Below are 20000 nucleotides of genomic sequence, written 5' to 3'. Positions count from 1 at the left end.
GCTAGGGGTCCTCACCGGATTACCAAACCTAACCAAACTCCGAATACCTGGGAGTACTAGTCGGCAGACACACGGCGGGTGCTAACGTCCGTCGTGAAAAGGGAAACAACCCTGACCTACAGCTAAGGTCCCCAAGTTATGGCTAAGTGGGAAAGGATGTGAGGATCCCAAAACAACCAGGATGTTGGCTTAGAAGCAGCCATCATTTAAAGAAAGCGTAACAGCTCACTGGTCTAAATAAGGGTCTTTGCGCCGAAAATGTAACGGGGCTAAAGCCATACACCGAAGCTTAGGGTTTGGTCCGCAAGGGCCAAGCGGTAGCGGAGCGTTCTGTAAGCTGATGAAGCCATACCCGTGAGGGGTGGTGGAGGTATCAGAAGTGCGAATGCTGACATGAGTAACGTAAGGGGAGTGAGAGACTCCCCCGCCGAAAGACCAAGGGTTCCTGCTTAAAGCTAATCTGAGCAGGGTTAGCCGGCCCCTAAGACGAGGCGGAAACGCGTAGTCGATGGGAACCACGTTAATATTCGTGGGCTTGGAGGTAGTGACGGATCATTGAGGTAGTCCAATCTTATCGGATTGAACGGGCTGCTGCGTGGTTCCAGGAAATAGCTCCTCCTTATAAACCGTACCCGAAACCGACACTGGTGGTCTGGTAGAGTATACCAAGGCGCTTGAGAGAACTATGCTGAAGGAACTCGGCAAATTGCACGCGTAACTTCGGAAGAAGCGTGACCCTTTTCTACGCAAGTAGAGGAGGGTGGCACAGACCAGGGGGTAGCGACTGTTTATCAAAAACACAGGGCTCTGCGAAGTCGCAAGACGACGTATAGGGTCTGACGCCTGCCCGGTGCTGGAAGGTTAAGAGGAGGGGTGCAAGCTCTGAATCGAAGCCCCAGTAAACGGCGGCCGTAACTATAACGGTCCTAAGGTAGCGAAATTCCTTGTCGGGTAAGTTCCGACCTGCACGAATGGCGTAACGACTTCCCCGCTGTCTCCAGCATAGACTCAGTGAAATTGAATTCCCCGTGAAGATGCGGGGTTCCTGCGGTTAGACGGAAAGACCCCGTGCACCTTTACTATAGCTTTACATTGGCATTCGTAGTGGCATGTGTAGGATAGGTGGTAGGCTTTGAAGCCTGGGCGCCAGCTCAGGTGGAGCCACCCTTGAAATACCACCCTTATTACTATGGATGTCTAACCGCGGCCCGTTATCCGGGTCCGGGACAATGTATGGTGGGTAGTTTGACTGGGGCGGTCGCCTCCTAAAGAGTAACGGAGGCGCGCGATGGTGGGCTCAGAACGGTCGGAAATCGTTCGCTGAGTGCAATGGCATAAGCCTGCCTGACTGCGAGACTGACAAGTCGAGCAGAGACGAAAGTCGGTCATAGTGATCCGGTGGTCCCGCGTGGAAGGGCCATCGCTCAACGGATAAAAGGTACGCCGGGGATAACAGGCTGATGACCCCCAAGAGTCCATATCGACGGGGTTGTTTGGCACCTCGATGTCGACTCATCGCATCCTGGGGCTGGAGCAGGTCCCAAGGGTATGGCTGTTCGCCATTTAAAGCGGTACGTGAGTTGGGTTCAGAACGTCGTGAGACAGTTCGGTCCCTATCTGCCGTGGGTGTAGGAATATTGAAAGGATCTGTCCCTAGTACGAGAGGACCGGGATGGACGGATCTCTGGTGGACCTGTTGTGGCGCCAGCCGCATAGCAGGGTAGCTATATCCGGACGGGATAACCGCTGAAGGCATCTAAGCGGGAAACCCACCTTAAAACGAGTATTCCCTGAGAACCGTGGAAGACGACCACGTTGATAGGCCGGGTGTGGAAGAGCGGCAACGCTTGAAGCTTACCGGTACTAATAGTTCGATCGGCTTGATCGTTCTCATTCCTTATGCCCATCTGACAAGGTCAGATGGTCTGTTCTCACTCACGCTTGTTCCGCCCTGCGGGCGGCGCTACGTGGGTGCGGCGCATCAGCGCCGACGGTCGGTCGACCTTGCGAAGCTTCGCTTCGAAAGGCGCCAGACCAAGAACCGTAAAGGCACACAAAGACCAGCGAACAGCCCCGAGAGGCACCCGACAGCTCCGCTGCCGATGTCTCTTTGTGCGCCTTCGCTCAAAAGCTTCTCGAACAACGTGCGTTTTGCCGACCTGGTGGTTATGGCGGAGCGGCTGCACCCGATCCCATTCCGAACTCGGCCGTGAAACGCTCCAGCGCTGATGGTACTTCGTCTCAAGACGCGGGAGAGTAGGTCGCTGCCAGGTCTGCCAAACGCACGTTGATCTCACATCCAAATCGGATGGAGAAAAATCTTCTCTTTATGAAATGGCCCGCCAAGGGATCACGGGCCGCGTAAGCGGCCCTTTCATTTGGTCAGCCATATACCTATCTGTAGGCCTCGGCTTACACAAAAATTGACGCGGGGTGGAGCAGCCCGGTAGCTCGTCAGGCTCATAACCTGAAGGTCACAGGTTCAAATCCTGTCCCCGCAACCAAATTCAAAAAAGCCCGCCATCGTGCGGGCTCTTTTGTTTTGTGCTGTGCCGTGCTGCCGGCCTGTCATCAGGCGCCCGCAACCAGCCAAGCCAAGCCGCCAGACAGAAAACGCAAATCCTCTCCCCAAAACCAACATCAAAAACAGCCCGCCAGCCACAAATGCCCGCGCGCCGTTTTGATATGCGGCTGGGGTGGCCATCGATCTGCCCAGGCTCAGGCCCCCGAAAGCGAAGCCGAAGCTGCAGCCGACTTCTGGCCAAGCGGACATATGGAGAGCCGTCACGCTGCGCCCGGAACAGATCTATCAAAGACAGGATCGGGGGCTTCAGGCGATAAAGACGCGGCCGGCGGGAGGGTGCCCTGCGAGCCCCCCCCGGTAGGAATCCCCTTGAAGTAGGTTGTGAAATATATTTCACTATGTGAATTATATTGACAATGCGCGCCCGGGCTGTAATGTCCCGATCGTCGGCTTTCGGAGGAAGGTCGGCATCATCAAATCCATACGGCAGCGCTCACTGAGTGCCTGCAACGGTCATTGAGGATGGCTTCGGCCAAGGGAGGAAACTTGCGCAAATTTCTGAGCACGCTCGCAATCGCGGCGGCTGCATCGACCTGCTTTGGGTCGATGCAGGTACGCGCCGAAACCCCTAACCCGTTCAAATGCGAGCCGGGTGAAAAATACGTCATGAACGTGATGGTCTCGGGCGTCGAATACTGGTTCCCGGTCTATGAAATGTTCAAGCAGGCCGGCCAGCAGTTCGGCTGCGAGACCGCCTATACGGGTACGCCGGAATACGACGTCAACAAGCAGATCGCCACCTTCGACCAGGCGCTGGCGCAGAAGCCTGCCGGCATACTGGTACACCCGATGAACTCCGATCCGTTCATCGAGCCGATCAACCGCGCCATCGAGCAGGGCACCGCGGTGGTGACCTTCGCCGCCGACTCGCCGAATTCCAAGCGCGTCTCCTACATCACCTCCGACAACAATGCCGAAGGCACCTATGCCGCCGACGCCGTTGCCAAGGCGATGGATGGCAAGGGCGAATATGCGGTGCTGGAGAATCCCGGTCAGGACAACCACGACAAGCGCGTCAACGCCTTCGTTGCCCGCATGGAAGCCAAATGGCCTGACATGAAGCTCGTCGGCCGCGCCGCTTCGAACCAGGATCCGACCAAGGCCTATCAGGCGGTTTTGAGCCTGGCCCAGGCGCATCCGGACCTCGGCGCCGTGTTCATGCCGGAGGCCAACTCGGCCATCGGTGCTGCCCAGGCCGCCAAGGAAGGCGGCGGCAAGATCCGCGTCATGCTCGCCGACGTCAACGCCAAGATCCTCGACATGATCAAGGCCGGCGAGATCTTCGGCTCGGTCAATCCCAACCAGGGCATGCAGGGCTATATGGGCTTCATGCTGTTGTGGATGGCCAAGCATCCCGGCCTGATCGATCCGATGAACGACGCCAAGCGTTCGGGTTTCAACCCGATGAGCGTGCCCTTCGTCGACAATGGCTTCTCCATCGTCTCCAAGGACAATGCGGACGACTTCTACTGGGACAAGTACCTCAAGCGTCGCGGCACCAAGGGCATCGAGGAATAGTCTCGATCGCCGCCCCGGCCTCCACAAGGCCGGACCAACCGGGAAGGAGGCTTCGGCCTCCTTCCTCCCCCGCAAGCATCGCAGGAGCATGGCGTGACCCAGGCGCCCATTCTTGAAATCCGCGGCCTGTCCAAGGCGTTCGGCCCGGTCAAGGCACTGAGCGACGTGCGGTTCGAGCTGCGGCGCGGCGAAATCCATGCGCTGTGCGGCGAGAACGGCGCCGGCAAGTCGACGCTGATGAACATGATCGCCGGTGTATTGCAGCCCGACGAGGGCGACATCCTGATCGATGGTGAGCGCATTTCGATTCACTCGCCCGCGGCCGCCCAACGTCTCGGCATCGCGCTCGTCCACCAGGAGATCGCGCTGTGTCAGGACGCCACGGTTGCCGAAAACATCTACATGGCCGCGATCAACAGCCGGCGCGCGCCGCTGATGAATTTCCAGAAGCTCTACGCTGACGCCCAGAAGGTCATGGACCTGCTCGCGCCCATTCCGGTGCGCACCAGGGTCGCCGACCTCTCCATTTCCAACCAGCAGCTCGTCGAGATCGCCAAGGCGCTGACGCTCGACTGCAAGGTGCTGATGCTCGACGAGCCGACCGCCGCACTCACCGAAAGCGAAGCGCAACGCCTGTTCTCGATCTTGCGCGGGCTTAGGGAACGTGGCATTTCGGTGGTCTATATCAGCCACCGCATGGCCGAGATCTTCTCGCTCTGCGACCGCGTCACCGTCTTCCGCGACGGCCGCTACGTGGCGACCGATGCGATAGCCGCCGTTTCACCCGACGATGTCGTGCGCAAGATGGTCGGCCGCGAAATCACCCAGCTCTATCCCGACAAGCTGGCGCCGCAAGGGCCTGGGCGCCTTCTCCTGTCGGTCGAGGGGCTTTCCGATGGGCGCCGCTTCGCCGACGTCGATCTGCAGCTTCGCGCTGGCGAAATTCTGGGCATAGGCGGCCTGATCGGCGCCGGCCGCAGCGAGATCGCACAGACGGTCTGCGGCCTCAGGCCAATGACCTCTGGAACCGTCGCGCTCGACGGAAAGCAGCTGCGGCCGCGCAGTTATGGCGATGCGGTCAAGGCGGGGCTGGTCTATCTCTCTGAGGATCGCAAAGGCTCCGGCGTGTTCCTCGATCTGCCGATCGCGGCGAACATATCGGCGCTCGACCTCGGCCGGCTCACCGGGCGCCTCGGCCTGCTCGACCGCAAGGCCGAGGATCGTCAGGCGCGGGAGCTGACCGGCAGGCTCGGCGTGCGCATGGCCGGCATCGAGGCCACTGTGTCGACGCTGAGCGGTGGCAACCAGCAGAAGGTTGCTATCGCCAAGCAGCTGTCCGTCAGTCCCAAGGTCATCATCATGGACGAGCCGACGCGCGGGATCGATGTCGGCGCCAAGGTCGAGATTCACCGGCTGCTGCGCCAGCTAGCTGGCAGCGGTGTCGGCGTCATCATCATCTCGTCCGAACTGCCGGAGCTGATTGGCTTGTGCGACCGCGTTCTTGTGGTGCGCGAAGGCAGGATCGCCGGCGAACTCGCCGCCAGCGAGCTCGGCGAGGAAGCCATCATCATGCTCGCCTCGGGCGTCCAGGACAGTTCAATTCAAAGGCAGGCCCAGAATGTCGCCTAGGGAATCAGGAGAAGCGCTCGTGCACGCCGAGATCAAGTCCGCCGGGCGGCGCATCAACTTCGCTCACCTCGCCTCGATGCGCGAGGCCGGGCTGATCGTCATCATCCTGGCGCTGTGCATCGCCATGAGCTTCGCCTCGCCGCACTTCCTGACATGGGGCAATTTCCGCGCCATGCTGATGAGCTTCTCCATCGAAGGCATCGTCGTCGTCGGCATGACCGTCCTGCTCATCGTCGGCGGCATCGACCTTTCCGTCGGCTCGGTCGTGTGTTTCTCGATGGTGGTCTCGGGTGCGCTGTTCCTCGCCGGGCTCGATCCCTGGACGGCAAGCCTGATCGGCATCGGCGTCAGCGCGCTGATCGGCGCGGCCATGGGCTTCTTCGTGACCGTGATAGGGCTCAATCATTTCATCACGTCGCTGGCCGCCATGGTCATCGTGCGCGGCATGTGCCTGGTGGTCACCAAGGGCACGCCGCTGTCGCTGTTCACCTTGCCGCCGGCCTTCAAGGCCATCGGCCAGGGCAGTTTCAACAACATCCCCTATGTCATCCTGATCTTCATCGTCGTGGTGGCGATCTTCGACTTCCTGCTGCGTCGCGCCACGGCCTTCCGCAAGGTTTTCTACACCGGCTCCAACGAGAAGGCCGCGCAGTTCTCCGGCATCAGGACCAATCAGGTGAAGTTCTGGGTCACGGTGCTGTGCTCGACCCTCGCCGGAGTGGCCGGCGTCATCTACATGGCGCGCTTCGGCGCGGCGACGCCGACCTTCGGCGCCGGCATGGAGCTCAACATCATCGCCGCGGCCGTCATCGGCGGCGCCTCGCTGAATGGCGGCTCGGGCACCATCTTCGGGGCGATCCTCGGCATGGCTCTGCTGTCGGTGGTGACGAGCTCGCTTATCCTGCTCGATGTCTCGGTCTATTGGCAGGACATGATCAAGGGATGCATCCTGCTGGCAGCGGTGTCGATCGATCACTTCCTGCACCGCAAGAAGTCCTGAACCTCAAAGGCGGCGAAACAAGACCATGGCCCCTCCCAACACCCGCGACGACATCGCCGCTGTTCGTCAGATGCACCAGGCGCTTGTCCTGCATTATGTCGAAGGCAAGACCCAGGCCGAGATCGCCGGGGAACTCGGCATCTCGCACGCGACCGTCAACCGGCTGATCAAGCGCGGTCACCAGCTTGGTCTCGTCGAGATCAAGATCAAGTCGCCGATCGACCATCTGGTCGACCTGGAAGCGCGGCTGGTGGCGCTGGGCGGCATCGAGCGGGCGATGGTGGTGCCGTCGGTCTCCGAAAATCCGCACACCGCCCTGCAGCGGGTCGGCGAGGCTGCGGCTGGGCTGCTGCTCGACACCATCAAGGACGGCGACACCATCTCGATCACCGGCGGCAAGGGCGTCAGCGCGCTGGTCGCCGGTCTCAAGCCGGGGCGCCGCTACGACGTCGAAATCATTCCCGCCACCGGGCTGGTGCAGGGCAAGCACTACACCGATGTCAACCACGTCGCCTCGCTGATGGCCGACAAGCTCGGCGGCCGCGCCTATCAGATCCATGCGCCGTTGTTTGCGGACACCGCGCAGCAGCGCGAGATGCTGATGGGCATCAGCTCCGTCGCAGACGTGTTTCGCAAGGCGCGCGAGGCCGATGTCGCGGTGGTGGGTGTCGGCTCCATCCTGACCGACGATTCCAGTTACTACGATTTGCATCCGTCCTCGAATGCCGATCGCCAGGCGATCGAGAAGTCCGGGGCAACAGGCGAGCTGCTCGCCCATCTCATCGATCGCCGGGGCAAGCTTTGCAACTACTCGCTCAACCGTTCGTTGGTCTCGCTGACGCTTGACGAGTTCGCGACCATCCCGCGCTCGATCGGCATTGCAAGTGGCGCCAGCAAGGTCGCGCCGATCCTCGCCGCAATGCGCGGAAATCATCTCGACACCATCGTCACGGACGAGGCCACGGGGCTCCAGATCCTCGAGCTGGCCGAACAGGAGGCAGCATGAATTCTCGACAGATCCAGCGGCAGATCGGCAAGTCCGGCATATCGGCGTCGGCCGTGGGCCTGGGCACCTGGGCGATTGGCGGATGGATGTGGGGCGGCACCGACGAAAAGGAGTCGGTGCGGGCGATCGAAGCCTCGATCGATGCCGGCCTCAGCCTGATCGACACAGCGCCGGCCTACGGTCTTGGCCGCAGCGAGGCGATCGTCGGCACCGCCATCAAGGGCAAGCGCGACAAGGTGGTGATCGCGACCAAATGCGGGCTGAACTGGCATTCGGGCAAGGGCGGGCATTTCTTCGACCAGGACGACAAGCCAGTGCATCGCTATCTCGGCGCCGACGGCATCGCCTATGAGGTCGAGCAGAGCCTGCGGCGTCTCGGCACCGATCATATCGACCTCTACATCACCCATTGGCAGGACCCGACGACGCCGATCGCCGAGACGATGGCGGTATTGGAAAAGCTCAAGGCAGCCGGCAAGATCCGCGCCATCGGCGCCAGCAATATCAGCGCCGAGGATCTCGGCCACTATATCGATGCCGGCCAGCTCGATGCGATCCAGGAGCGCTATTCGATGATCGACCGCGACATCGAGAGCAGCCTGCTGCCGATCACTCGCCGCCATGACATCGCCACGCTCAGCTATTCGTCGCTGGCGCTGGGGCTGCTCACCGGCACGGTCGACCCCGGCCGCACATTCGGCGGCGACGACCAGCGCAAGGACAACCCGCGCTTTTCCACGGCCAACCGACAGAAGGTGGCAAAGCTGAAGGAGGCCATCGCCCCTATCGCCGAGAGCCACCAGGCGTCGACCGCGCAGATCGTCATCGCCTGGACGCTCGCCCAGCCGGGCATCACCTTCGCGCTGTGCGGCGCGCGCAATCCCGAACAGGCGCTCGACAATGCGCGGGCCGGGGAGATCACGCTTGCGGCAGGCGAGCTTGCGGCAATCGACGCCGCGGCAGCCGCGCATCTCACCGCGATGGATGCCTGAGAAAAAAAGGCAACAGCCCCGATGAACCGTAGCCATACGTTAGCCGGTCTGCGCGACCGGCCTGATATCGCCGTGCTCGTCATCGGTGGCGGCATCAACGGCATCAGCGTCTTTCGCGAACTGGCGCTGCAAGGCGTCGATGTCGTACTGGCGGAAAAGGGCGATTATTGCAGCGGCGCCAGCGCCGCCCTTTCACGCATGGTGCATGGCGGCCTGCGTTATCTCGAAAACGGCGAATTCAAACTGGTGCGCGAATCGCTGCTCGAACGTGACCGGCTGCTGAGGAATGCCCCGCACTATGTGGTCCCGTTGCCGACGACGGTGCCGATCTTCGACATTTTCTCCGGCCTTGCCAACGGTGCGGTGCGTTTCCTGGGTCTGACGCGGCGGCCGAGCCGGCGTGGTGCGCTGGTCATCAAGACCGGCCTTGCCATGTACGACCTGTTCACCGCCGCACGGCGTTTGATGCCGACGCACAGGTTCAGGGGCCGCGCCGAAACCTTGAGAAAATGGCCGGCGATCAATCCGGCGATCCGCAATTCGGCGACCTATTACGACGCCTGGGTGAGCCGGCCCGAACGCCTCGGCCTGGAGATGCTGCTGGACGCCACGGCGAGCGCGGCGAACGCCCGCGCCTTGAACTACGCTCTGGTATCGTCGACAGGTGATAGCCTCGCCATTACCGACACGCTGACGGGCGAACAACTGCCGGTACGGGCGCAATTGGTCATCAACGCTACTGGCGGCTGGATCGACCTGACCAACAAGGCCATCGGGGCGGCGGCGCAGACGATGATGGGCGGCACCAAGGGCTCGCATCTCATCGTCGACAATGCAGAACTGTTCGACGCGCTCGGCGGCCATATGGTCTATTACGAGAACGAGGACGGGCGCATCTGCATCCTGTTTCCCTATCTCGGCAAGGTGCTGATCGGCTCGACCGACATCCGGGTCGACGATCCGGACAAGGTCCGTTGCGAGGAGGACGAGCAGCGCTACATCCTGCAGTCGCTCGCCTTTGTATTCCCGTCGATCAAAGTAGCTGAAAACCAGATCGTGTTCCGCTTCGCCGGCGTGCGACCCTTGCCCGCCAGCGAGGACAGTTTTACCAGCCGCATACCGCGCGATCATTTTTGCGAGTTCGTAGAAGCGAGCGGGCGCCTGCCGGCGACACTGTGCATGATCGGCGGCAAGTGGACCACCTTCCGTTCGTTTGGAGCGCTGGCCGCCGACATGGTACTGAAGCGGCTCGGCCTCGCGCGCAGCCAGGGAACGCAGGACATGGCCATCGGTGGCGGCCGTGATTTTCCGGCCGACCCGGACGCCTGGTGCGCGTCATTCGCCGCCGAGCATGGCCTGACGGTCGAGCGCGCGCAAACGCTTCTGCAGCGCTATGGCACGTCGGCCAGGGATTTCGTTTCGCACCCGGCGGGCGAACAGATGCTGCCGCAGTCGGACTATTCGGCAAGCGAGATGGGGCGCATCATCGAGCGCGAGCAGGTCGAGTGCCTTGCCGACCTGTTCTTGCGCCGCACCACCATCGCCATTTCAGGCGGTCTCAGCTTCGACCTCGTCAACGCCGTTCTCGACATGCTGGCGGCGCACAAGGACTGGAGCGCCAGCGAGGCTGCCACCGAGCGCTCGACCTTCCTCGCCTTGCTGGCCGACCGGCACGGCATCGACCTCCAGACACATCAAAGGAGCGCCCTATGCGCGTAAACAAGAAAGTCCGTATGAACCGGCTGTTCGGCGGCGGCCGCTGCCTCGACGTCGCCATCGATCATGGCGTCTGCAACGAGCCGAGTTTCCTTGCCGGGCTGGAAGACATGGCCAGCGTGGTCAACCAGCTGGTCAAGGCCGGCCCCGACGCCATCCAGATGAACTACGGCCAGGCCGACCTGCTGCAGGCCGTGCCTGGCAAGGACAAGCCGGCGCTGGTGATGCGCATCGACATGGGCAATCCCTATAACAGGATACGCCACCGGGCGATGTGGGCGGTGCTGCAGAACGAAGCCGAGCCCTTGCTTGGCGCCATCGAGATGGATGCGGCTTGCGTCGTGGTCAATCTGTTCATGCTACCCGACGAGCCGGACCTGTTCCGGCAATGCGTGCAGAACATCGCCCGCGTGCGCGCCGGTTGCGAGAAATACGGCCTGCCGCTGATGATCGAGCCGCTGGCCATGCTGCCGGTCACCGAGCATGGCGGCTACATGGTCGACGGCGACGCCGATAAGATCGTCACCTTGACCCGGCTTGCCCGCGAGATGGGTGCCGATATCGTCAAGGCCGACCCGACCACCGATCCCAACGACTTCCACCGCGTCGTCGAGGCGGCGCGCTGCCCGGTGCTGGTGCGCGGCGGCGGCAAGGAGGATCTGCGTGCCGTGTTCGACAAGTCGGCCGCCTTGATGGCACAGGGTGCGCTTGGCATGGTCTATGGCCGCAACATCTACCAGCATGCCAACCCGAGCGCTGTCGTGCGCGGGCTGATGGCAATCATTCACGACGATGCCGATGGCGGCGCAGCCTGGGATCTGTACAACCAGGCATAGGCTGCGGCCTCGGGAGGCGCCAATGGCAAGCTATATCCTCGGTCTCGATGCCGGCAACACCGTCATCAAGGCCATCCTCTTCGACCAGTCGGGCCGCGAACTGGCATTCGCCGCCCGTGACGGCCGCTCGTCCATGCCAAAGCCCGGACATGTCGAACGCGACCTCGACGAACTCTGGCGCAATGCGGTCTCGGTCATTGGTCAATGCATCGCTGAAGCCGGTATCGACGCCGGCGAGATCGTCGCCATCGGCTGCGCCGGCCATGGCAACGGGCTCTACGCGCTCGATCGTGCGGGCGCGCCATTGATCGGCATCCAGTCGCTCGACACACGGGCCGTCGATATCGTTGCCGAGTGGGCAGAACAGAATGTCGGCGACCGCACCTACGCACACTGCCTGCAGCGGCCGTGGGCGGCGCAGACGCCGACCCTGCTTGCCTGGCTCAAGCGCTTTTCGCCGGCTTTGTTTGCCAGCATCGGAACTGTGTTCCTGTGCAAGGATTTCGTCGTCAACCGCCTGACAGGTGCGCGCAGCAGCGATACTTCAGATATGTCGGGCTGCGGCCTGCTGCAGATGCAGGACCGCCGCTACGAGCCGGACCTGCTTGCCGCCTATGGGCTCGGCGATTGCATGGACCTGCTGCCGCCAGTGCTGGAATCGGCCGACATTGCCGGCCATGTCAGCGCGGAGGTGGCGGCCCTGACGGGACTGCGCGCCGGCACGCCGGTCGTCGCCGGGCTGTTCGATGTCGTCGCCAGCGCGGTCGGTTCGGGCGTGACCAGAACCGGTGCCGCCTCGGTCATCGCCGGAACCTGGAGCATCAACCAGGTCATCACCGACAAGCCGATCCGCGACCCTTCGATCTTCATGCTGTCGACTTTCGATCGCCAGCGCTATCTGGCGATCGAATCCAGTGCCACCTCGGCCGCCAATCTCGAATGGATCGTTCGCGAATTCCTCGAACATGGCGGCGAAGCCGGCAAGTCGCCATTCGAATTGTGCAGCGAACTGGTGGCGTCCGTCGATCCCAACAGCGACATCCCGATCTATCATCCCTTCCTTTATGGCTCGCAGCAGAATGGCCATGCGCGCGCCGGCTTCTACGGCATCGCCGGCTGGCACAGCCGAGCCCATCTGCTGCGTGCGCTGTTCGAGGGTGTCGCCTTCGAGCACAAGCGCCATGTCGAGACCTTGCACAAAGCGGGCGCCGATTTCGACCAGGTGGTGCTGTCCGGCGGCGGCTCGCGCAGCAGCATCTGGCCGCAGATTTTCGCCGATGTGCTCGGCGTGCCCGTCACCGTGGCGCGCAGCCGCGAAACCGGCGCGCTGGGAGCGGCGATCGCGGCGGGCACCGGCGTCGGCATTTTCGCGGACTACAGTGCGGGTGCAACCGCCATGACAGCGGCCGCCCGACATTTTGTACCCAACGAGACGGTTGCTCACGCATACGCACGGCGGTATCGACTCTATGGCGAGATCAACCAGGCGATGACCCCGATGTGGGAGCGCATCGCCGGACAGCAGGCGCGCACGTGACCGAAGCTTCACCGTCTCCGTTCGGCAGTTACGACTACGTCATCGTCGGTGCCGGCTCCGCCGGCTGCGTGCTCGCCAACCGGCTCTCGGCCGATCCGCGCAACAAGGTGCTGCTGCTCGAGGCCGGCGGCAGCGACCGCTATCACTGGGTCGATATCCCGATCGGCTATCTCTTCTGCATGGGCAACCCGCGTACCGACTGGATGATGAAGACCGAGCCGGAAGCCGGTCTCAACGGACGCAGCCTCAACTATCCGCGCGGCAAGGTGCTCGGCGGCTGTTCATCGATCAACGGCATGATCTACATGCGCGGCCAGGCTGCCGACTATGATGGCTGGCGCCAGGCCGGCAATGCCGGCTGGGGCTGGGACGATGTCCTGCCTTACTTCCTCAAGTCGGAAGACTTCCATGGTGGCAAGAGCGCCATGCACGGCAGCGGCGGCGAGTGGCGGGTCGAACGGCAGCGGCTTTCATGGCCGATCCTCGACGCCTTCCGGGACGCGGCCGAGGAACTCGGCATTCCGCGCACCGAAGACTTCAACACCGGCACCAATGAAGGCTCGGGCTATTTCGAGGTCAACCAGAGGAAGGGCGTCCGCTGGAACACATCGAAGGCGTTTTTGCGCGGTATAGCGGGGCGCAAGAACCTGCGCGTAGTGCTCGGCGCGGAAACCGAACGGCTCGAATTCGACGGCCGGCGCGTCACCGGACTGGTTTTCCGCCAAGGCGGCCGCCTGCATCAGGTCCGCGCTGGACAGACGATCCTTGCGGCCGGCGCCATCAACTCGCCCAAGCTGCTCGAACTGTCGGGGGTGGGTCGCCCCGACCTGCTCTCGGGCATCGGCGTGGATGTTCGTCATGCGCTGCCGGGCGTCGGAGAAAACCTGCAGGACCATCTGCAGATCCGCACCGTCTTCAAGGTCGCCAACACTGCCACGCTCAACCAGCGTTACCACAATCTGGTCAGCCGTGCGTCGATGGGGCTGGAATACGCGCTCAAGCGCAGCGGGCCGCTGTCGATGGCGCCAAGCCAGCTCGGCATCTTCGCCAGGAGCGATCCGCGCCTTGCAACGCCCGATCTGGAATATCATGTGCAGCCGCTGAGCACCGACCGTCTGGGCGAGCCGCTGCATCGCTTTCCCGCGGTCACCGTCTCGGTCTGCAATCTGCGTCCGGAAAGCCGGGGCAGCGTGCACATGGGTTCAGCCGACGCGCGGGAGGCGGCGAAGATCCGGCCGAACTATCTTTCCACCGAGGGAGACCGCAGCGTGGCCGTCGCGTCGTTGCGCCATGTCCGCAGTTTGATGAAGGCTCGGGCGGTGGCGCGCTTTGCGCCGGAAGAGATGCTGCCCGGCACGCAGTATGACAGCGATGAAGAGCTCATCCGCAAGGCCGGCGATATCGGCACGACGATCTTCCACCCCGTCGGCACCTGCAAGATGGGTTCGGATACGATGGCGGTGGTCGACGACGGCCTGCGTGTTCACGGGCTTGCCGGGCTGCGCGTGGTCGATGCCTCGATCATGCCGACAATCGTCTCGGGCAACACCAACTCGCCGGTCGTCATGATCGCGGAGAAGGCAGCCGAGATGATCCTGCAAGAGGCCCGCTGACCGCCATCGGCTTCAAGCCGTGGCAACGCCGCGCGATCGCCGCTTCTCGGCCGCCGCGAGCAGATCGACGAAGGTGCGAACCTTGGCGGGCCGGAACCGGGCCGGCGGAAAGACTGCGTGGATGCCGCCTGACGGCAGGCTCCAGTCGGCAAATACCGGCACCAGCCGCCCCTCGGCGATATCGTCGCTGACGCTGTAGTCCGGAAAGACGCCCAGCCCGATGCCGACGAGCACGCAAGCAAGGGCGGCGGGGCTCTTGTCGCACATGAGGACCGGATTGAGCTCGGTCAGCACCGTTTCGCCATCCCTGGAAAACAGCCATTGGCCGATGCCGCGCAACTGGGTGTTGCCGACCCAGGCCAGCGATCTTGCCTGGCGCGGCGTCAGGTCCGGCGGCAGGCTCGCCGCGAAGCCAGGGCTCGCCACCACGATTTGCCGGATCGTCCCCAGCCGCCGCGCCTGGTTCGAGGAATCGGTGAGCCAGCCGACGCGGATGCCGAGATCGATCTGCTCGTCCACCAGATTGCTGACGGCGTCGTCGAAGATCGCCTCGACGCGCATCTGCGGATAGGTTCTGAGATAGGCCGCCATGACCGGAGCCACCATCTTGGTGCCGTAGTCGAGCGGCGCCGTCAGCCTCAGCGTTCCGCTCGGTTCGACGGTCCCGCGCGAGATTTCGCCATAGGCGGCCTCCGCTTCCCGCAGGATGATCATCGCGCGGTCATAGAAGAGGCGCCCCTCTTCGGTCGGCGTGACACGCCGGGTCGTGCGCTGCAGCAGCGTTGCGCCCAGTTCCTCTTCGAGCTTGCCGATCTGATGGCTGACCACGGCCTTGGCGACGCCAAGCCGGTTGGCTGCGGCCGTGAACGAGCCGGTTTCCATCACCGTGGTGAAGTAGGCGAGCCGATTGAGGTTCAGAAGTTCGGCCAAGCTGGCTGCCATTTGTACGATCAGATCATACAGTTTGTATTATTGGGTGCCATTTATCGCAAGACCCCCACCTGCCACATATCAGCCAACGGCATTCGATCAAGCCGGCAGCCGGATCATGGGTAGCAGCGATTATGAACAATTCAGAAGTGACCTATCTTTTCGATCCGCTCTGCGGCTGGTGCTATGGTGCCACCCGGATGCTCGGCCGGTTGTCGGCCGCCGGCGTGCGCGTCGAGCTGCTGCCGACCGGCCTGTTTTCCGGCGCCGGCGCGCGTCCGATGGATGAAGGTTTTGCGGCGCACGCCTGGGCGAACGACCAGCGCATCGAGCGCCTGACCGGACAATCGTTCACGCCGGCCTACCGGCACAATGTCCTCAATGTCCGTGGCACCCTGCTCGACTCACATGCCGCCACACTCGGCATCACTGCCGCTGGCCTGGAGGACCCTAGCCGCCGGTTTGCGGCGCTGAAGACGATCCAGCATGCGCGCTATGTAGAAGGACGCGATGTCGTGACGATCGGCGGTGTGGCCGAGGTGCTCGCCGCCGACGGCATGGCGGACGCCGCCGAAATGCTTAAGGCGCCGACCGAAACATTGCTGACGGCTCACCGCGACCAGGTTGGCCGTGGCCGTGCGCTGTTCCAGCGCCTGCATGCCGATGGCGTGCCTTCGCTCGCGGTCATCCGCAACGATGCGCCCCGGCTCATCGGTTCGAACGCGCTGTTCGGCAGCTTCGACAATCTCGTCGCCCACATCGCGGCGGCGTGACCCCATCCTCCAGACCCCCAAGCATAAGGAAACAGACATGGCAAAAGTCGCTCTCATTGGTGCATCGGGCGCTGTCGGTTCGCGCCTTCTCAGGGAACTCTCCGATGGCGGCCATACCGTCACGGGCATCGCGCGCAACCCGGAAAAGATTGTCGCGCTTCCGGGCGTGACGGCCAGGAAGGGCGATGTCTTCGACACAGAAGGTCTCGCGGACCTGATCCGCGGCCATGACGCTGTGATCAGCTCTGTGCATTTCCTGGACAGCGATACCGATGCGCTGATCGAGGCGGTGCGCGCCTCCGGCGTGAAGCGCTATCTCGTCGTCGGCGGCGCCGGCAGTCTCGAAGTCGCGCCCGGCAAGCGGCTGGTCGATAGCCCCAACTTCCCGGCGATCTACAAGGCAGAAGCGCAGAAGGGCGCCGACTTCCTGGACAGATTGAAGACGGTCGACGACCTCGATTGGACGTTCCTGTCGCCATCCGCCATGTTCGTGCCTGGCGAGCGCACCGGCAAATTCCGCCTCGGCAAGGACACGCTTCTCGCCTCCGACAAGGGCAGCAGCATTTCCTTCGAGGACTACGCGATCGTCATGGTCGACGAGATCGAGAAGCCGGCCCATATCAGGCAGCGCTTCACCGTCGGCTATTGAGCGAACGGATGGTGGCGGCCGGGTCTCAATCGAGGCCGGCCGACGCCAGCCGCATCAGGGTCCGGTTCAATCTCGGTGCTGCCGCCACCAGCGCCTTTCCAATGGCCGATTGCGGTGCGTCGATGACGGTTCGGGCATCGCCGTTCTCGGCAACCCGGCCGGCGTCGAGAAGGATGACGCGGTGGGCGATCGACCGGATGACGCCGAGATCATGTGAAATGAAGAGATAGGCGATCTTTTCCTGGCGCTGCAGGTCGAGCAAAAGCTCGAGGATCTCTCCGCGCACGGAAACGTCGAGCGCCGACACCGCTTCATCGAGCACGATCAGCGACGGCTTCGTGGCGATGGCGCGGGCAATGGCGACGCGCTGCCGCTGACCGCCTGAAATTTCGTGGATGGCACGCGGGGCGAGGTCCGCCGTCAGCCCGACGCGCTCCAGCAAGGCGGCGATGCGGCGCGGGCGCTCGCTGCGGGAAGCGATGCCATGGATGCGCAAGGGATCGTCGAGCACACGCGCCACCGTGGCGCGCGGGTTGAAGGCGGCAAGCGGGTCCTGGAACACTATTTGCAGGCGCGCGCGGCGGGCACGCAGTGCTGCGCTGCGCAGGGCCAGGAAATCGTCGCCTTCGAACTCGATGCGTCCGTCGTCCGGCTCGATCAATCGCAGCACCACCCGCGCGATCGTCGATTTGCCGCTGCCGGAGTGTCCGGCCAACGCCAGCGTTTCACCCGGCTCGATGTGAAACGAGACATCGTCGACTGCAGCGATGGTGTTGTCGCCGCGACGGTAGCGCTTGGTGAGGTTGGACACCGCCAGCAGGCTCATGCGTGGAGCCCGGCTCGGTTCAGCAGCGGCTTGGTGTCGAGGCCGATATCGGCATCGAGCAATGCGCGCGTATAGGGCTGGGCCGGGGCGCCGACAATCTGCGCCGTCATGCCAAGCTCGACCAACTGCCCATGGCGGAAAACGGCGATGCGCCCGGCAAGCTCGGCCGCCAGCGCGATGTCATGGCTGATGAACAGCAGCGTCATGCCGTCCTCGGTCACCAGGCGTCGGATCAAGGCGACGATCTCGGCCTGCACGATGGTATCGAGCGCGCTGGTCGCTTCGTCGGCGATCAGCAATTTCGGACCGGCCGCAATGGCGGCGGCGATCGCCACACGCTGCTTCTGGCCGCCGGAAAGCTGGTGCGGGAAGGCGCGCAAGGCCGAGTCAGGATCGGGCAGCCGGACGCGTTCGAGCAGGGTTTTTGCTTGCGTGTATGCCTGCGGCCAGGTGAGGCCGAGATGGGTGCGGGCGACTTCGGCGATTTGTTTGCCGATTGGCATTACGGGGTCGAGGCTGGCGGATGGGTCCTGGAAGACGAAGCCAATATCGCGGCCGCCGCGGGGAGGGTGACTTGATCTGGTGAAGAGCTTTTGCGGTCTATGCTCTACGAGGCCCCCCTCTGTCCTGCCGGACATGTCCGGCAGGACAGAGGGGGGTGCCTTGGCGCCCAACGTCGACGGTAGGAACCAATCGATCTTTCCTTCAGTCTTGGTGCTTGCCGGCAGCAGCCCTGCAATCGCCAGCGCCAGCGTGCTCTTGCCCGAACCGCTTTCGCCGATGATGGCCAAGCGCTCGCCAGCCTCTATGCCGAGGCTGACACTCTTCAGCGCCGTCGCCTCGTTGCCGTCGCGGCGGTAGGTCACCGTCAGGTCGCGGATCGAAGCCAGCGCGGTCACGACAGGCCTCTCCTGACCGCCGTCGTCTCGACGATGCCTTCACCGGCGAGATAGACGCCGAGCACGGTCAGCACCAGCGCTATGCCCGGGACGATCGACAGGAAGGGCGCGGTGCGCAGGACAGCACGGCCTTCGGCAATCATGCCGCCCCAGGTGACCCGGTTGGGATCGCCCAGGCCGAGGAACGACAAGGCCGCCTCGGTGAGGATCGCCGCGGCGACGATCACCGACGACATCGCCAGCACCGGCGGCAAGGCATTGGGCAGCACCTCGCGAAAGGCGATCGCCAGCGGGTGCATGCCGATGACCCTGGCGCCGGCGACATAATCGCGTTCGCGAATGGACAGGACTTCCGCGCGGGCGACACGGGCTGGTCCGGTCCAGGTGCCGAGCGCGATGGCGATCACGACGATGCCGAGCGACGGTCCGACGACGCTGACGAAGGCCAGTGCCAGCAGGAAGCTCGGCACGGTCTGGAAGGCGTCGGTGATGCGCATCAGCACCTCGTCGACGAGGCCGCCGGCAAAGCCGGCCAATGTGCCGACCACTGCCCCGATGACAAGTGCGGCGGCCGCGGCGGCGATCCCGACAGCCAGCGATGTGCGGGCGCCATGAAAAAGCTCGGCCAGCACGTCGCGGCCAAGCCGATCGGTGCCAAGCGGGAGCGACCAGTCCTGGAACGGCGGCAGCAGCGCCGGCCCGGCAATCGCTTGCGGATCGCCGGGGAACAGCAGCGACGCCGACAGCGCCATGGCGATCAACGCCGCCAGGAGGATGGCGCCGGCGACCGCCTCGGGCGTGCGCAGAAAGCGGCGGAGGGCACTCATGCGCCGGCCTCGCTGGCGCCGACGCGCGGGTCGAGGAAGGCATAAGCGATGTCGACGGCAAGGTTGATGACAATGACCAGGACGGCGCTGGTGAGAATAATGCCGAGCAGAAGCGGCGTATCGCGGGAGGCGACTGCCTCCTGCGCCAGCCGGCCGAGGCCGGGCACGGAAAAGACGCTCTCGATGACGACGCTGCCGCCGAGCATCTGCGCCGACTGCAGGCCCAGCATGGTGACCAGGGGCAGCAGCGCGTTGCGGGCAATGTGGGCGAGCACGATGCGGCGGCGCGAAAGCCCTCTGGCGCGGGCGGCCAGCACAAAATCCTGCCGCCAGACCTCGGCCATGCCGGCGCGCATCATGCGCAGATAGAGCGCCAGGTAGATGAAGCCGAGGGCCGAAACAGGCAGGATAAGATGGACGGCGATGTCGGCTGCGCGGTCAAGGCCGGTCTTGTCGGAAGCCAGGGTCTCGATGCCGCCGATCGGCAGCCAGCGCAGGTCGACGGCAAAGACGACGATCAGCACCAGTCCGAGCCAGAAACCCGGCACGGCATAGAGCGCCAGCGAGCCGATCGACAGGAAGCGGTCGCGCAAACTCCCGGGCCGCGCGCCGGCATAGATGCCGAGTGCCGAGCCGAGCCCGAAGGAGAGCGCGGTGGCGCTGAC

The 20000-nt window shown here is 63.5% G+C and carries 17 protein-coding genes, 1 tRNA gene and 2 rRNA genes (1 of these 20 running past the window's edge); 14 read left to right on the top strand and 6 right to left on the bottom strand.

Translation table 11 applies throughout. The features are described from left to right. The 3 genes from EN949_RS15700 to EN949_RS15690 all read left to right on the top strand — a co-directional run. A 23S ribosomal RNA gene (locus EN949_RS15700) occupies nucleotides 1-1888 on the top strand (it extends 934 nt beyond the left edge of the window). Between the two features lie 270 nt (nucleotides 1889-2158). After that, nucleotides 2159-2273 (top strand): 5S ribosomal RNA (rrf, locus tag EN949_RS15695). 154 nt (nucleotides 2274-2427) lie between these two features. Next, nucleotides 2428-2504, top strand: a tRNA-Met gene (locus EN949_RS15690). On the opposite strand, the gene EN949_RS15685 is transcribed toward EN949_RS15690, so the two are convergent. Continuing rightward, complete coding sequence (locus tag EN949_RS15685) at nucleotides 2483-2704, bottom strand: hypothetical protein (RefSeq protein ID WP_127365501.1); 222 nt, start codon at nucleotides 2702-2704, stop codon at nucleotides 2483-2485. The genes EN949_RS15690 and EN949_RS15685 overlap by 22 nt on opposite strands. A gap of 366 nt (nucleotides 2705-3070) precedes the next feature. On the opposite strand from EN949_RS15685, the gene EN949_RS15680 reads away from it, so the two are divergent. The 9 genes from EN949_RS15680 (at nucleotide 3071) to EN949_RS15640 (ending at nucleotide 14431) form a co-directional block, all read left to right on the top strand. Then, nucleotides 3071-4102 carry a substrate-binding domain-containing protein gene (locus tag EN949_RS15680; RefSeq protein WP_013529471.1) on the top strand — a complete coding sequence of 344 codons (1032 nt, stop codon included), beginning with the start codon at nucleotides 3071-3073 and terminating at the stop codon, nucleotides 4100-4102. A gap of 93 nt (nucleotides 4103-4195) precedes the next feature. Then, nucleotides 4196-5731 carry a sugar ABC transporter ATP-binding protein gene (locus EN949_RS15675; RefSeq protein ID WP_127365502.1) on the top strand — a complete coding sequence of 512 codons (1536 nt, stop codon included), beginning with the start codon at nucleotides 4196-4198 and terminating at the stop codon, nucleotides 5729-5731. Nucleotides 5732-5807: 76 nt separating this feature from the next. Beyond that, nucleotides 5808-6731 carry an ABC transporter permease gene (locus EN949_RS15670; protein ID WP_224674565.1) on the top strand — a complete coding sequence of 308 codons (924 nt, stop codon included), beginning with the start codon at nucleotides 5808-5810 and terminating at the stop codon, nucleotides 6729-6731. 25 nt (nucleotides 6732-6756) lie between these two features. Beyond that, nucleotides 6757-7737: a sugar-binding transcriptional regulator gene (locus EN949_RS15665; RefSeq protein WP_024504451.1), complete on the top strand. Its 981-nt coding sequence runs from the start codon at nucleotides 6757-6759 to the stop codon at nucleotides 7735-7737. Next, a complete protein-coding gene (locus EN949_RS15660; RefSeq protein ID WP_027161269.1) occupies nucleotides 7734-8729 on the top strand; it encodes an aldo/keto reductase in 996 nt (331 codons plus the stop codon). Before EN949_RS15665 ends, EN949_RS15660 begins: the two co-directional genes overlap by 4 nt. Nucleotides 8730-8750: 21 nt before the next feature. Further along, complete coding sequence (locus EN949_RS15655) at nucleotides 8751-10448, top strand: glycerol-3-phosphate dehydrogenase/oxidase (RefSeq protein WP_127368058.1); 1698 nt, start codon at nucleotides 8751-8753, stop codon at nucleotides 10446-10448. Between the two features lie 14 nt (nucleotides 10449-10462). Next, a complete protein-coding gene (locus EN949_RS15650; RefSeq protein ID WP_206519140.1) occupies nucleotides 10463-11281 on the top strand; it encodes an aldolase in 819 nt (272 codons plus the stop codon). Between the two features lie 22 nt (nucleotides 11282-11303). Continuing rightward, nucleotides 11304-12818 carry an FGGY-family carbohydrate kinase gene (locus EN949_RS15645; RefSeq protein WP_127365897.1) on the top strand — a complete coding sequence of 505 codons (1515 nt, stop codon included), beginning with the start codon at nucleotides 11304-11306 and terminating at the stop codon, nucleotides 12816-12818. Further along, a complete protein-coding gene (locus EN949_RS15640) occupies nucleotides 12815-14431 on the top strand; it encodes a GMC family oxidoreductase (RefSeq protein WP_127370977.1) in 1617 nt (538 codons plus the stop codon). The genes EN949_RS15645 and EN949_RS15640 overlap by 4 nt, the downstream gene beginning before the upstream one ends. A gap of 12 nt (nucleotides 14432-14443) precedes the next feature. On the opposite strand, the gene EN949_RS15635 is transcribed toward EN949_RS15640, so the two are convergent. Further along, entirely contained in the window at nucleotides 14444-15361 is a 918-nt protein-coding gene (locus EN949_RS15635) for a LysR family transcriptional regulator (protein ID WP_013529480.1), read from the bottom strand. Between the two features lie 134 nt (nucleotides 15362-15495). Here EN949_RS15635 and EN949_RS15630 point away from each other — a divergent pair, with 134 nt between their 5' ends. Together EN949_RS15630 and EN949_RS15625 are read left to right on the top strand one after the other, a co-directional pair. After that, nucleotides 15496-16134 carry a DsbA family protein gene (locus tag EN949_RS15630; protein ID WP_127365899.1) on the top strand — a complete coding sequence of 213 codons (639 nt, stop codon included), beginning with the start codon at nucleotides 15496-15498 and terminating at the stop codon, nucleotides 16132-16134. Between the two features lie 37 nt (nucleotides 16135-16171). Beyond that, nucleotides 16172-16783, top strand: coding sequence for an NAD(P)-dependent oxidoreductase (locus EN949_RS15625; protein ID WP_127365900.1), 612 nt, complete (start codon nucleotides 16172-16174; stop codon nucleotides 16781-16783). Between the two features lie 25 nt (nucleotides 16784-16808). On the opposite strand, the gene EN949_RS15620 is transcribed toward EN949_RS15625, so the two are convergent. From EN949_RS15620 to EN949_RS15605, 4 genes are all read right to left on the bottom strand, one after another. Further along, nucleotides 16809-17609 (bottom strand): ATP-binding cassette domain-containing protein, encoded by an 801-nt coding sequence (locus EN949_RS15620; protein WP_127365901.1) that lies wholly within the window; start codon nucleotides 17607-17609, stop codon nucleotides 16809-16811. Then, a complete protein-coding gene (locus tag EN949_RS15615) occupies nucleotides 17606-18508 on the bottom strand; it encodes an ABC transporter ATP-binding protein (RefSeq protein ID WP_164755201.1) in 903 nt (300 codons plus the stop codon). Before EN949_RS15615 ends, EN949_RS15620 begins: the two co-directional genes overlap by 4 nt. Next, entirely contained in the window at nucleotides 18505-19335 is an 831-nt protein-coding gene (locus EN949_RS15610; protein WP_127365902.1) for an ABC transporter permease, read from the bottom strand. Before EN949_RS15610 ends, EN949_RS15615 begins: the two co-directional genes overlap by 4 nt. Further along, nucleotides 19332-20000, bottom strand: a 669-nt coding sequence (locus tag EN949_RS15605; RefSeq protein ID WP_164782504.1) for an ABC transporter permease, incomplete at its 5' end; no start/stop codon positions are given. The genes EN949_RS15605 and EN949_RS15610, both read right to left, overlap by 4 nt.

The organism is Mesorhizobium sp. M7A.F.Ca.US.007.01.2.1 (assembly GCF_003998165.1).
GTDB lineage: Bacteria > Pseudomonadota > Alphaproteobacteria > Rhizobiales > Rhizobiaceae > Mesorhizobium > Mesorhizobium ciceri.
The sequence above is the reverse complement of the archived record's forward strand: the minus strand, read 5'-3'. Positions and strand labels throughout refer to the sequence as shown.